Source organism: Stenotrophomonas sp. STK17_22 (assembly GCF_051983905.1).
Lineage (GTDB): Bacteria > Pseudomonadota > Gammaproteobacteria > Xanthomonadales > Xanthomonadaceae > Stenotrophomonas > Stenotrophomonas maltophilia_A.
On sequence record NZ_CP197010.1, the window covers coordinates 1,362,963 to 1,375,433 of the forward strand.

A 12,471-nucleotide genomic window follows, 5' to 3' on the forward strand; every position below is an offset into this window, starting at 1 on the left:
AGCAGCCGGCACTAACGGAAGCGGTCAGCAGGCCGTCGGCACTGCGGCCATCGCCGCCAGCAGCTCGCGGTTCACCTGCTGGTGCCGCGCCTGCCACACAGGTAGATCCTTGGCGCTGACGTCAGGCTGGCCATCCAGCGACGACAGCCAGCGCTTGAAGCGGCTCTGGTAGTTGGCCAGCGACACTTCGCCGGTGATGTCACTGCCGACCAGGCCGCCGGCGCGCAGCGCTTCGATCACCACCAGCGCGTGTTCCAGCTGGAAGCGGCCCTGATCCCAGTTGCTGCGGGCCACGTCCTCGGCAAACACATCCTTGTCGATCGACAGGTAGGTCGGCTGCGGCGACTTGGCCTGCTCGGCAGCGAACGCGGCCACCAGCGCTTCGGGATGCTCGAAACGGCGGAAGGCGTGGCCCATGCCGAGGCGATGCCCCCAGCCCACGTCCACGTCCATGCACCAGTAGGTCAGGCGACCGCCGATCAGCGGGCGCCAGTGGTTCTCCCACGCATGGCCGAGGCCGATGTCGCTGGAGGTGATGCCGAGCACGTGGATGTGCGAGATCTGCGGCAGCTTGCTGGCGGCGTTCACCCACGACCCGCAGTGCATGCCGAACGGGAAGCGCATGTTGTCCGGATGGTTGTCCAGCACCACCAGCTGGAACGGCGCCTGCGTGCGCATGCGCTGCAGCAGCGGCAGGCTGAGGTGATGGAAGTCGCCACTGCCGAGCATGACCGTGCCGAGCGGGGCCGGCAACGGTGCCAGCACTTCAGTGGCGAAACGGTTCAGGGTGGCATTGCGGCAGGCGAAGCGCAGTGGATCGTGCCATTGCGGCAGGGCCAGGGTATGCGCCTCTGGCAGCGGCAGCACGCCACCGTCCAGGTCCAGGATCAACGGGGAACGCAACGGCATCGTTCAACCGCCTCCATCAGGTTCGCCCTGCAGGTACGGGGCCAGCCTGCGCAGGGCGGCGCGCAGCAGCGGGGAACGGGCGTGGATCGCATGCCGGGTGGAGGTGAAGCGGGCACCCAGTTCGGCCTTGATCCGCGAATCGGTCCAGCCGGCCACGTAGTGGCTCAGGCTGTGCTGCAGCGCGTATTCGAGGTTGTGCATCCAGCTCACCGCGTACAGGTTGTGCTCGCGGGACTGCGGATAGGCCAGGCCGATGTACTTGTCCACCAGCTTGCCCGCATGCACGTAACACAGGTTCCAGCCGATCAGCTGGCCCTGGTGGCGGTACAGGAACATCCGTCCCTGGCCCTGGCTGTCGGCCAGAAGATGCTGGAAGTAGGGCAGGTCGAGCTGGTCGAAATGCACCGCGCTCTGCGCGTACACGCCCAGGTACAAGGCATACAGTTCGGCCTGCAGCTGCGGGTCGGCCAGGGCCGGATCGCCGGTGGCGATGCAGTCGATCTGCAGGTCGTCGCGCGAGCGCAGCTTGCGCCGGATGTTCTTGCGGCGCGAAGACGACAGGCGGCCGAGATAGCCATCGATCGAATCGAAATCGATCGCCACCCAGGCCAGCGGCATGCCTTCCAGTTCGACGAAGCCGCGTGCCAGCAATGCCTGCAGGAAGGCACCGCTGTGTGCGTTGGCCGCGTCGTCCAGCAGCGGCGAATCGATCGCCAGGTCCTTGACCACCAGAAGGCGCGTATCGCCGATCGCGTGACGCGTCACGTCCTCGGCCAATGCCTCTGGTGCGACGTGCGCGGGCAGCGGGGTGTACTCGGTGCTGGTGGCGCCGACGAAGCGGGTCTTCCAGGTGATCCATGGCCGCCACAGGCGCGACAGTGGCAGGCCAAGCAGCTTGCCGCGCAGGTCGTCATCCATCGTGGTGGTCAGGTCCAGCGGCGCACGGAAGGTCGGCAGGCCGCTGGGAAGGCGGCCTGCCTCGAATCCGAGTGGCGGGTGGGCCAGGAAGCCCTCCAGCAGCGCGGCCGGTTCCAGCGCGGTGCTGGATGCGCGTGACGTCATTTCCATCGGCACGGGAACCGGCAGCGCATCGACCTCAGCCCTTGGCCTTGGTCAGCGCCTGGTCGAGCAGGGTGATCGCCAGGTCGATTTCTGCGTAGCTGATGTCCAGCGACGGCGCGAAGGTGATCACGTTCTTGTACCAGCCACCCACGTCGAGCACGAGGCCCATGCGCTTGCCGTCGTGCAGCAGGTCACCGGCCAGACCGATGTCGACCATGCGGTCCAGCAGTTCCTTGTTCGGGGTGTAGCCGTCGGTCTGGCAGATTTCCGCGCGCAGGGCCAGGCCCAGGCCGTCGACGTCGCCGATTTCCGGGTGGCGCTTCTGCAGGCCACGCAGGCCATCGAGGAAGTACGCGCCCTTTTCCGGCACGGTGCGCTCGTAATCCATTTCCTTGCCCAGCTTCAGCACTTCCAGGCCCAGGCGGGTGCCCAGCGGGTTGGAGTTGAAGGTGGAGTGGGTGGAGCCCGGCGGGAACACGGTCGGGTTGATCAGCTCTTCGCGCGCCCACAGCCCCGACAGCGGGTTCAGGCCGTTGGTCAGCGCCTTGCCGAACACCAGCACGTCCGGGGTCACGCCGAAGTGCTCGATGGCCCACAGCTTGCCGGTGCGCCAGAAGCCCATCTGGATTTCATCGACGACCATCAGGATGCCGTACTTGTCCAGCACGCGCTTGAGGCCGGTGAAGAAGTTGCGCGGCGGGATGACGTAGCCGCCGGTGCCCTGGATCGGCTCGACATAGAACGCGGCGTACTCCGCCTGGCCGACCTTGGGATCCCACACGCCGTTGTATTCGCTTTCGAACAGGCGCTCGAACTGCCACACGCAATGGTCGGAATACTCTTCCGGGGTCATGCCCTTCGGGCGACGGAAGGGGTATGGGAACGGAATGAACATCGCGCGCTCGCCGAAGTGGCCGTAGCGGCGGCGGTAGCGGTAGCTGGAGGTGATCGACGACGCGCCCAGGGTACGGCCGTGGTAACCACCCTCGAAGGCGAACATCAGGCTCTTGCCGCCACGCGCGTTGCGCACGATCTTCAGTGAGTCTTCAATGGCCTGCGCGCCGCCGACGTTGAAATGCACGCGGCCGTCGAGGCCGAACTTCTCGTGCATGTCCACGGCAATGGTCTTGGCCAGCTGCACGCGGGTCGGGTGCAGGTACTGGCTGGCGACCTGCGGCAGGGTGTCGATCTGATCCTTCAGCGCGTCGTTCAGGCGCTTGTTGCTGTAGCCGAAGTTGCAGGCCGAGTACCACATCTGCAGGTCGAGGTAGGGCACGCCCGCACCGTCGAACATGTAGCTGCCTTCGCCGCGCTGGAAGATCTTCGGCGGGTCGACGTAGTGGACGGTATCGCCGAAGGAGCTGTAACGGGCTTCGTCGGCCAGCAGCTGCGCGTCGGAGGCAGCGGCGTCGGCGTTCTTGTCAAAAATGTTCATGCAGTTCGGTTCCGTGAAGGACGTTCGAAAGAGGTAGCGGGGGCGTGCTTGGAAGGGAGTGCTCAGGCGGTGGCCAGCAGCAGGGGCAGTACGGCGGGCTGCGGGCTGGCGTCGATACGACGTGGCTGCAGCAGGCTGCCATCGAGCAAGCGCGGCAGCAGTGCGATTGCATCGTGGAAGGTATCGATGGCGGCATGCTCGATGCCGGCATGGGTGCAATGGGTGATCAGGCGACGCTTGGCGAACACGAAGTCGGCATCTTCGGAGACGCAGAAATCCGAACTGCCATCGCCGATCATCAGCACACGCGGTGCTTCGTTGGCGCGCGCCTGCGCAGCGCAGGTGCACTTGCAGGTGCCGCTGCGGCAGCCTTCGGCCTGGTAGGGCGATTCCAGTTCCCAGTGGTCATCGCACCAGCGCAGGTGGTTGGCCACCACCGGCAGTCGCGACAGGCCGTGGTTGGCGAGGATGCGGTGGATTGCATGGTCCAGGCCGTCACTGACGATGCGCAGCGGCACGCCCAGCTGTTCGGCACGGCTGACAAAGGCGGCAAAGCCCGGATCGATCTGCACCTGGTCCAGGTGGGCGTCGAGCGTGGCCGGGTCCAGTTTCAGCAGCCTGACCTGGCCCTGCATGCATTCGCGCGAGCCGATCTTTCCCGCTTTCCACTGGTCTTCCAGTTCCTGCCAGCCCGGCTGGCCGTATTTCTCCAGCAGCGAGTCGATGACATCTTCGAGGCTGATGGTGCCGTCGAAGTCACACAGGATGCTCCAGTGCATGGGCAGGTCCGTCGATGAAAGGAACGTCCGGCGCGATGCCGGGCCAGGCTCAATGTAGGCAGGCAGCCTTTCTCGTTCCTTTCCTGTTGAAAGCCTGCATTGCAGGGCGCGGAAAGCGTTCAGGAAGGTGCATGGATGAATGCGTGGGGCGCACTCCATCCGTGCGTCCTGGCGTCACGCGCGGGCCAGTGCCCGCAGTATTTCGGCGGTCTCTTCACGGGTCTGCCAGGCGCTGTTGCCGAGGGTCAGCATGCGTGCGGCGAAGTCGCGTGCGTTGGGCATGTCGTCCTGCGGCACGATGCCGCGCAGGTAGGCATAGCCGGGCAGGGCATGGATGAACATGCGGCTGGCGCCAAGCCCGCGTGGCCACAAGTCCTTCAGTACCGCATCGCGGGCGCGTTGGCTGGGCAGCAGCAGCATCAACAGTGGCCAGGTGCCACCGCTACCGGCCAGCCCATCGACCACCTCAACGGCAGGCAGCTGTGCCAGCTGCACTCGCAGCTGCAACGCACGCAGCCGACCGGCCTGAAGGAATGCCGGCAAGCGCCGCGCGGCATGCGCGCCGATGTTCTGCCGCCACTGGCTGACCCGGTGCTGCGGGATATCCAGCGGGAAAATGTCACCGACCGCATCTTCCAGATCGCCACGCTGAAGCGCATTGCGCAGTGGATTGCCATACACCAGTGACAGCAGCGAAGGGCGATAGAAGGTAGCAAGGCCCAGCAACTGCACGCTGCGCAGCAGCTCCCAGCGCAGGCTGGAGCGAACGTGCTGGACGGCATGTTCGGCCAGCGCAGCACGCAGTTCGTCATCGCGGCTGACCAGCAGGCCGCCTTCATGCAGGCTCAGGCCCTTGCCGGCAGCCAGGCTGAAGAATCCGATATCGCCGCGCAGGCCGACACTGCTGTTGCCAACCCGTGCGCCGAGTGCCTGCGCGGCATCTTCGATCACCCAGGTGCCGGCGTTGCGGGCGACTTCGCAGGCCAGCTCGACATCGGCAATGCGCCCGCCCAGGTGGGTGGGCAGGATCGCCAGCGTGCGCGCATCGGCCAGCCGCTTGAGCTGGCCGGGATCGAAGTCGAAATGACCGCGCCGGGTATCGCACAACTGCACGCGCAGGCCCAGGCTGTGCACCGCGATCGGCACCAGCGGGCAGGTATAGGCCGGCATGATCACGGTGTCGCGCTTTGGCGCACGCTTGCGCAGCGTACGCAGCGCGATCAGCAGCGCGTGCGTGCCGGAACAGGTCAGCTGCAGCGGCGGTGTGCCGAGCTGGCTGGCCAGGATGTCACGCAGGTCGCCGCCACCGGGAAGGAAATCGCTGGCCTGCATCGGCAGGCCGGCGGTTGGTGGCAGTTCGCGCGCGAACAGGCTCATTGCAGCGTGCTCACGTCGTGGTTTCGGCAGGGCTGTGCGGGTCGTCCGCCTCGGCGCGGCCGAGGCAGACGATGCCGGCCACGATCAGTACCGCACCGAGCAGATGGTGCAGGGTCAGCGGCTCGTTCAACAGCCACGCCGACAGCAGCAGCACGCTGATCACTTCCAGGTGCGAGGCAGCAAAGGCGGGACCGATCGGCGCATGGCGCAGCAGGCTCATCCAGGTGAAGAATGCACCCACGTAGCCGAGGATGGCGCCGTAAACCCACGGCTGCGACAGCACGCGCAGCAGCCAGGCGGTGTTGGCCTCGACCGGCAACGCGGCGTCACCGGCGTACTTGAAGCACAGCTGGGCCAGCGTGTCGAACGCCATCAGCAGCGGGAAGCCGATCACATACAGGCGCCTCATGAGCCGGCCCCCACCACGGCTACCCCGGCGGTGACCAGCAGCATGCCGGTCACCCGCAGCGGCGTGAGTTTCTCGCGGAACAGGAAACGGCCGGCGATCATCAGCGCGACGATGTTGATCGAGCCCAGCAGCACGCCCTTGGACAGCGGCACCAGCGACAGGAACGCGATCCAGGCGACGAACTCAAGCACGTAGCAGGCGATGCCGATCCACAGCCAGGGACGGCTGAGCATGTGTTTCCAGCGCTGCAGTCCTTCACCCTCCTGCGGATCGCTGGCGGCGGCCTTGAAGGCGAGCTGGCCACCGGTATCGAGCACGACATTGGCCAGCCACAGCAGCGTGGCAAGTGCCCCCATGTCAGGCCACCGCCTTGAGCACGCCCGTGCGTTCACCGATTTCGGTGAAGAAGCGCGCGCTGCGGCGGATCACATCGCGGCGTTCGCGGTCGATGGTGATCATGTGGTAACTGTCTTCCAGCACCACCAGTTCCTTCGGGCCGCTGACCCGCGACATCACCAGCTCGGCGTTGCCCATGCTGGCCACGTCGTCCTCGCGGGCGTGCATCACCAGGCACGGCGCGGTGACCTGGTGCAGGTGGCGGCGGGTCCAGTTGCTCAGCGCGCGCATTTCGGCCAGGGCGTGCCAGGGGTTGCCCGGCAGGCCGGCGGCGGCGCTGTCGCCGGACAGCATGGCGGCACTGACCTGTGCACGCAGGCGCTCGTCACGCAGGCCGTACGGCGGTTCTTCCATGAACATGCGGTCGCGGCCGATGTTGAAGCGCTTGAACCACGGCAGCAGGAACGAGAAGCGGGCCACGGCGGGGATGTTCCAGCCGTCATAGCGGAAGGTGGCGCCGTATACGCCGACCCCGGACACCCACTCGGGGCGACGTGCAGCCAGTGCCAGCGACAGCACCGCGCCCATCGACAGGCCGCCGACGAACAGCTGGTCGACCTTGCCGCGCAGGGTTGCCGCCGCATCTTCCACGCCCTGGTACCACTGTTCCCAGGTGGTCGCCAGCAGGTCATCCACGCTGCCGCAATGGCCGGGCAGCTGCACGCCGTGCACGGTGAAACCGGCGTTGTTCAGCCCTTTGCCCAGCATGCGCATTTCCGCCGGGGTGCCGGTCAGGCCATGGACCAGCAGCACGCCCTGTGGGCCACCGGGGAGGAAGAAGTCGTGCGATTCGGTCACCTGGCGGCTCCGGGACGGCAGTGGGGATGGCAGGATCGCAAGCGCGATTTTCGCCAGCCTTTCAGCGCCCCGGGCCGGGTCAGGGCGCCTTCAGCAGCGGCAGCGTGATGGCGACCTTCAGTCCGCCACCTGGGCGGTTCAGGAAGCTCAGGCGGCCGCCGAAGTGCTCCACCGCCTCGTGCGCGATGGCCAAGCCGAGGCCGGTGCCGCTGGCAGCGGTGCCCGGCGCCCGGAAGAAGCGCTCGCCCAGCCGTGGCATCACGTCGTCGGGCACACCAGGGCCGTTGTCTTCCACATACAGTTCGACATCATTGTCGTCCAGCGCGTGCACGCCCACCGTGACGGTTGCATTGCGGCCGGCATAACGCAGGGCGTTGTCGATCAGGTTGTCCAGCGCTTCCTGCAGCATGGCGCCGTTGCCCAGTACACGCAGCGGATGGGGACTGCCGCGGTAGCCCAGATCGATGCCATCGCGGATCGCCTCCGGTACGCGCATGCCGACCCACTGCGGTACCAGCTCGCACAGGTCCAGTGCCTCCACGGTATCGGGCACGGTCTGCGCCCGGCTCAGTGCCAGCAGCTGGGTGCTGACCCGGGCGGTGCGTTGGTTGAGCCGGCGGATGTGCTGCAGCGCCTCGCGCACTGTATCGGGGTCGCCATGTGCCAGTGCCTGGTCCACATGCAGGGCCATGCCCGCCAGCGGCGAACGCAGCTGGTGCGCGGCATCGGCGATGAAACGGTTCTGCAGGGTGATCATTTCCGCCTGGCGGGCAAACAGATCATCGATGGTGCTGATCAGTGGCTGGATCTCCTCGGGCACGTCGGCATCGGAGATCGGCGCCAGTTCGCCGCGGCGCTGGGCCAGGCGGGTCCTCAGCGGGGTCAGGATACGCAGGCCATAGGTCACGCCGAACCAGACCAGCGCTGCGGTACCCAGCGCCAGCATGGTCATCAGCGGGATGATGATCATCAGGATCTCGCGCGCACGCTGCCGGCGGTCAGCCATGCTCTCGGCCACGGTCACCGCCAGCTGGTCCTGCGGATCGTTCATCGCCTGCGTGCAGACGGTGGCCATGCGCACCTGCTGGCCATTGAGGTTGCCGTCGTACAGCGCCGGATGCACGCCGGTGCAGTCCTGCGAAGGGGCGTACGGGCTGAAGTCTGCATTGCCGCTGAGCGTACCCATGCGGCTGCTGTCGACGTTGAAGTAGCGATGGCCGTCGGGGTCGTACTCGATCAGGAAGCGCGCCTGCGGAGACAGGTCGCTGGTCACCGGCATGGTGCTCAGCATCTGCGCGAACGAATGCGTGTCGTCGATCAGGTTGCGGTCGTGGATGCGGTTGGAATAGTCCAGCGCAACGTAGTAGGCCAGGATCGTGTTGAAGGTGAGCAGGCCCAGCATCGGCAACGCCAGGAAGGCGAGCAGGCGCCGGCGCAGGCTGGGTGGTCCACTGATCACGGGGCGCTGTCGTCCTGCGCGTCTTCCAGCATGTAGCCCAGCCCGCGCACGGTGCGGATGCCCATGCCGCCGGGCTGCAGCTTGCGGCGCAGGCGGTGCAGGGCGATGTCCAGGCCGTTATCGGTGAGGTCCTGGCCCCAGTCGCACAGCGCTTCCACCAGTTGCGCGCGCGACACGATGCGCTCGGCGCGTACCGCCAGTGCCGACAGCAGGCCGAACTCGCGCGCGGTCAGTTCCAGCGACTGGTCGTCGATCCACACCCGGTGCCCGGCCAGATCGATACGCAGGCGGCCGATGCGCAGGTCCGGGTTGCCATTGCTGGTGACCCGCCGCAGCTGCGCACGCACGCGCGCTTCGAACTCGTCCAGCGCGAACGGCTTGACCAGGTAGTCATCGGCGCCCAGGTCGAGCACGCGCACGCGCTCGGCCAGGCCGTCGCGGGCGGTCACCACCAGCACCGCCAGGCCATCGCCGCGCTGACGCAGGCGCTGCAGCACATCGCGGCCATCCAGCTGAGGCAGGCCCAGGTCCAGCACCAGCAATGCGTACTGGGTCGAGCCCAGTGCCGCGTCGGCGTGCGCGCCGTTGTCGACGTGGTCAACCACGTGCCCCTGCCGGCGCAGCGAGGCGCACAGGCCGGAGGCGATATCCGGGTCGTCTTCAGCAATCAGAACGCGCATGCGCGGGGGCTCCTGTAACGGTCAGGCCCACCGGATGGACGGGGTGGGCCTCTCTCGGCTGCCGAGGGTAGCCGCAAACCGGGTGAAGGTGGAGCGCGCCGCCGCCGCCCGGTGCCGTCGCGCTGTCCCTTCATTCAGTCCTGCAGGCCCGGCTCACCCGGCGCCAACGGCACCCGCGAGCCATCCAGCAGGCCACGGCTGAGCCTGCCATTTTCGATGAACAGCAGTTCGCCGTTCTCGCCGTTCTTGATGCTGCTGTCGATGGCGATCACGCGGTCGCCATGGAAGCTGCTGACGTGTGGCATCGAGGTGTGGCCGACCACGATGCGTTTGAGCTGCAGGCGGTCGAGTACGGTCTGCACCCCCGCGGTGTCGAGGCGGCCATCGAAGTAGCCGCGGTACCAGATCGGGCTGGTCTTGCCGTCATACAGCGGTGCGGTGGCCGGGTCGGCCTTTACTTCGGCCTTGGGCAGCCCCAGCGACGCCTGGTAGGCCGCATTGGTGCGCGCCGGGTCCAGCGCCAGCTGCACTGCCTCGGGCGAAATGCCGCCGTGCAGGAACAGGGTGTCGCCGATCTTCAGCAGCACCGGGCGGGTGCGCAGCCACTGCCCGATCACCGAATCGGCACCGTACAGCTGCGGGTAGCTGCGGCCGAGCAGCTGCGCGCTGCGCAGGTACTTCGGGTTGACGTAGCGCAGGTCGTCGTACAGCACCATGGTTTCGTGGTTGCCGAGCACGAAGTGCACCGCGCCGCCGGCGGCGGCCGCCTGCTGCTGCAGGCCATACAGCAGCCAGAAGGCCTCGGTCACCTGCGGGCCGCGGTCGAACACATCGCCGGCGATGACCAGCGTGTCCTTGCCCAGCGCCCAGCGATCCTGGGCATCGATGACCTGGTGGGCGCGCAGCAGGCGCACCAGCAACCCGTACTGGCCATGGATGTCGGACAGCGCAACGATGCGCGGCACGGCCGGCAGCACGGAAACCGAAGGCGCATTCGGGGCAGCCACGTGCACCGTGTGCTCGTAGCCGCAGCGCGGGGCGATGTCGGTACCTGCGGCCTGCGTGGCAAGCGTGTGCGACTCGACCTTGTCGTCGCAGATCCATTTGGCCTGCAGCTGGTCGCCCTGGCGGAACACATAGGGGCCATCGGCCTGCACGTGGTCGGCGGGCGCGGCAACCTCGCGGGCCTGCGTGGTTGCTGTGGCGCAGGCCAGCAGCGGCAACAGCAAGGCGGTCAGCAGGGAAGGGCGATCGCGCGACATCGGCGGCATCCAGTGGCGGAAAGGTCTGATGCTAACCGGCGCGGATGTTCGTCGGTGTGCGCGAATGGGCGGATCAGGTGTCGCGCCCGTCGTCCCTGAGCTTGCGCACGCGGGTGGCGCTGGGCTGAAGTGGCTGGCCGTCGCGCCCGCGCGGCTGCATGTAGGGCAGCGGCCGCCGCGTCGCCGATTCGATCAGCTGTGAATGGGCTTCACCGGCCTCGAAGCGATGGCGTTCACCCCACTGGCGCAGCGCGACCAGCAGCGGGAACAGTTCCCGGCCGGCGTGGGTGAGCACGTATTCCTGGTAGGCCGATCCATCGGAGGCCGGCTGCAGCTGCAGGACGCCGGCCTCTACCAGCCGGCGCAGGCGGTCGCTGAGGATGTTGCGGGCCGCGCCGAGGCTGCGCTGGAAATCACCGAAGCGGGTGACGCCATCGAAGGCATCACGGATGACCAGCAACGCCCAGCGGTCGCCGAGCAGGTCGGCGCTGCGGGCGACGGGGCAGGGACTGTTGGCGTGCATGCTGGGGCCTCCGGATGTGGTTGCAGTTTAAAACCAATGGCGATAGCCTGCATCGAGTTTCAAATTGCAACCACGTCATGAGTGCCACATCGCTTCCCCGCCCACTGCTGGTCCTGCTCGCGGTTGCCGCAGGTGCCAGCGTTGCCAACGTCTACTACGCGCAGCCGCTGCTGGATCAGCTTGCACGCGCCTTTGCGCTGGACCGGGCCGTGGCCGGCGCGGTGCTGGCTGCTACCCAGGCCGGTAGCGTGCTGGCGTTGCTTGGCCTGCTGCCGCTGGCGGACCGTGGTGACCGGCGACGCCTGCTGCGGCTGCAGTTGATCGCATTGGTGCTGGCGCTGCTGTGGCTGGCAGCGTCACGCACGGCGGGCTGGCTGTTGTCGGGCATGCTGCTGGCCGGCTTGCTGGGCACGGCGCTGACCCAGGGCCTGATCGCCTATACCGCCATGCTGGCACCGCCCGAGCAGCGCGGTCGCGTGGTCGGTGTGGTGCAGGGCGGCGTGTTCATCGGCCTGCTGCTGGCGCGCGTGGTGTCCGGTACGGTGGCGGCGGCCTTTGGCTGGCAGATGGTCTACCTGTTGTCAGCGATGGTGATGGCGGGGGTGGCGGCGCTGCTGTGGCGGCGCCTGCCCGCAGTACCGGTGCCGTCGGTTCCCCCACGCTGGCGCGAGCTGCTGGGCTCGATGCTGGGCATGCTGCGCCGCGATCGAACGCTGCGCGAGCGTGGGCCGCTGGCACTGCTGCTGTTTGCCGGCCTCAATGTGTTCTGGGCGGCGGCACCCTTGCCGCTCTCGGCGCCACCGCTGCATTGGTCGACCGCCGCCATCGGTGCACTGGGTCTGGCCGGGGTGATCGGTGCGCTGCTGGCGGCGCGGGTAGGGCACTGGATGGACCGTGGTTTCGCGCATCCGGTCAGCGTCGGTGCGTTGTTGTTGATGCTGGTTGCGTGGTGGCCCTTGCTGGGCCTGCCGCAGTCGCTGTCGTTGCTGCTGTTGGGCGTGATTGTGCTCGACCTGGGTGGGCAGGCACTGCACGTATCAAACCAGACATTGCTGCTGCGCGCGCCGGCTGAACAACATGGACGCCTGGTGGCTTTGTACATGCTGTTCTATGCGGTGGGCAGTGGTGCCGGAGCAGCGGCCGGGCCGTGGATGCAGGCGCGCCATGGCTGGCCTGCCGTGTGTCTTCTGGGTGCAGGCATCGCGTTGCTGGCGCTGCTGTGGTGGGCAGCGTGGCGGGTGGTGGCGGTGAAAGCAGCGGCCGGCGGCCGTATCGGTAGTGCCGGCTGTCGGTAGAGTCGACTGTCAGTCGACTGCTCTTTACCCAACGTGCGAAAAATCCCGCGCTGCGCGCGATAGTCGACCCGCGGTCGACTCTACCTG

At 67.3% G+C, this 12,471-nt stretch carries 13 protein-coding genes; 1 reads left to right on the top strand and 12 read right to left on the bottom strand.

What is annotated here, in order from left to right; all coding sequences use genetic code 11:
* Positions 1–24: 24 nt before the first annotated feature.
* The 12 genes from ACSYS9_RS06200 to ACSYS9_RS06255 all read right to left on the bottom strand — a co-directional run bounded on the left by ACSYS9_RS06200 (position 25) and on the right by ACSYS9_RS06255 (position 11,089).
* Positions 25–909, bottom strand: coding sequence for an arginase family protein (locus tag ACSYS9_RS06200; RefSeq protein WP_071228486.1), 885 nt, complete (start codon positions 907–909; stop codon positions 25–27).
* Between the two features lie 3 nt (positions 910–912).
* Positions 913–1,977: a GNAT family N-acetyltransferase gene (locus ACSYS9_RS06205; protein ID WP_032127530.1), complete on the bottom strand. Its 1,065-nt coding sequence runs from the start codon at positions 1,975–1,977 to the stop codon at positions 913–915.
* A gap of 28 nt (positions 1,978–2,005) precedes the next feature.
* A complete protein-coding gene (locus tag ACSYS9_RS06210) occupies positions 2,006–3,406 on the bottom strand; it encodes an aspartate aminotransferase family protein (RefSeq protein ID WP_071228485.1) in 1,401 nt (466 codons plus the stop codon).
* A gap of 62 nt (positions 3,407–3,468) precedes the next feature.
* The gene (locus tag ACSYS9_RS06215) at positions 3,469–4,185 is read right to left on the bottom strand and encodes an MtnX-like HAD-IB family phosphatase (protein ID WP_032127528.1); all 717 of its coding nucleotides are present in this window, start codon (positions 4,183–4,185) and stop codon (positions 3,469–3,471) included.
* Between the two features lie 174 nt (positions 4,186–4,359).
* Positions 4,360–5,562, bottom strand: coding sequence for a DegT/DnrJ/EryC1/StrS family aminotransferase (locus tag ACSYS9_RS06220; protein ID WP_071228484.1), 1,203 nt, complete (start codon positions 5,560–5,562; stop codon positions 4,360–4,362).
* A 10-nt stretch (positions 5,563–5,572) separates the two neighbouring features.
* A complete protein-coding gene (locus tag ACSYS9_RS06225) occupies positions 5,573–5,971 on the bottom strand; it encodes a DMT family transporter (RefSeq protein ID WP_049424527.1) in 399 nt (132 codons plus the stop codon).
* Entirely contained in the window at positions 5,968–6,327 is a 360-nt protein-coding gene (locus ACSYS9_RS06230) for an EamA family transporter (protein WP_012479558.1), read from the bottom strand. The genes ACSYS9_RS06225 and ACSYS9_RS06230 overlap by 4 nt, the downstream gene beginning before the upstream one ends.
* 1 nt (position 6,328) lies before the next feature.
* Complete coding sequence (locus ACSYS9_RS06235) at positions 6,329–7,165, bottom strand: alpha/beta hydrolase (protein ID WP_010483180.1); 837 nt, start codon at positions 7,163–7,165, stop codon at positions 6,329–6,331.
* Between the two features lie 79 nt (positions 7,166–7,244).
* Positions 7,245–8,624: a sensor histidine kinase gene (locus tag ACSYS9_RS06240; protein ID WP_005412674.1), complete on the bottom strand. Its 1,380-nt coding sequence runs from the start codon at positions 8,622–8,624 to the stop codon at positions 7,245–7,247.
* Positions 8,621–9,304 carry a response regulator gene (locus ACSYS9_RS06245; RefSeq protein ID WP_014646433.1) on the bottom strand — a complete coding sequence of 228 codons (684 nt, stop codon included), beginning with the start codon at positions 9,302–9,304 and terminating at the stop codon, positions 8,621–8,623. The genes ACSYS9_RS06240 and ACSYS9_RS06245 overlap by 4 nt, the downstream gene beginning before the upstream one ends.
* Before the next feature lie 134 nt (positions 9,305–9,438).
* Positions 9,439–10,566, bottom strand: a complete 1,128-nt coding sequence (locus ACSYS9_RS06250; protein WP_071228483.1) for a metallophosphoesterase — start codon at positions 10,564–10,566, stop codon at positions 9,439–9,441.
* A gap of 73 nt (positions 10,567–10,639) precedes the next feature.
* Entirely contained in the window at positions 10,640–11,089 is a 450-nt protein-coding gene (locus ACSYS9_RS06255) for a winged helix-turn-helix transcriptional regulator (RefSeq protein WP_071228482.1), read from the bottom strand.
* A gap of 77 nt (positions 11,090–11,166) precedes the next feature.
* Between ACSYS9_RS06255 and ACSYS9_RS06260 the strand changes: the two genes are divergently transcribed.
* Positions 11,167–12,384 carry an MFS transporter gene (locus tag ACSYS9_RS06260; RefSeq protein ID WP_071228481.1) on the top strand — a complete coding sequence of 406 codons (1,218 nt, stop codon included), beginning with the start codon at positions 11,167–11,169 and terminating at the stop codon, positions 12,382–12,384.
* The last annotated feature ends 87 nt before the right edge of the window (positions 12,385–12,471 follow it).

What these genes read in the sequence shown, in the direction of transcription:
- ACSYS9_RS06200 (WP_071228486.1), bottom strand. Translation starts at nt 909, where the DNA reads ATGCCGTTGCGTTCCCCGTTGATCCTGGACCTGGACGGTGGCGTGCTG.
- ACSYS9_RS06205 (WP_032127530.1), bottom strand. Translation starts at nt 1,977, where the DNA reads ATGGAAATGACGTCACGCGCATCCAGCACCGCGCTGGAACCGGCCGCG.
- ACSYS9_RS06210 (WP_071228485.1), bottom strand. Translation starts at nt 3,406, where the DNA reads ATGAACATTTTTGACAAGAACGCCGACGCCGCTGCCTCCGACGCGCAG.
- ACSYS9_RS06215 (WP_032127528.1), bottom strand. Translation starts at nt 4,185, where the DNA reads ATGCACTGGAGCATCCTGTGTGACTTCGACGGCACCATCAGCCTCGAA.
- ACSYS9_RS06220 (WP_071228484.1), bottom strand. Translation starts at nt 5,562, where the DNA reads ATGAGCCTGTTCGCGCGCGAACTGCCACCAACCGCCGGCCTGCCGATG.
- ACSYS9_RS06225 (WP_049424527.1), bottom strand. Translation starts at nt 5,971, where the DNA reads ATGAGGCGCCTGTATGTGATCGGCTTCCCGCTGCTGATGGCGTTCGAC.
- ACSYS9_RS06230 (WP_012479558.1), bottom strand. Translation starts at nt 6,327, where the DNA reads ATGGGGGCACTTGCCACGCTGCTGTGGCTGGCCAATGTCGTGCTCGAT.
- ACSYS9_RS06245 (WP_014646433.1), bottom strand. Translation starts at nt 9,304, where the DNA reads ATGCGCGTTCTGATTGCTGAAGACGACCCGGATATCGCCTCCGGCCTG.
- ACSYS9_RS06250 (WP_071228483.1), bottom strand. Translation starts at nt 10,566, where the DNA reads ATGTCGCGCGATCGCCCTTCCCTGCTGACCGCCTTGCTGTTGCCGCTG.
- ACSYS9_RS06255 (WP_071228482.1), bottom strand. Translation starts at nt 11,089, where the DNA reads ATGCACGCCAACAGTCCCTGCCCCGTCGCCCGCAGCGCCGACCTGCTC.
- ACSYS9_RS06260 (WP_071228481.1), top strand. Translation starts at nt 11,167, where the DNA reads ATGAGTGCCACATCGCTTCCCCGCCCACTGCTGGTCCTGCTCGCGGTT.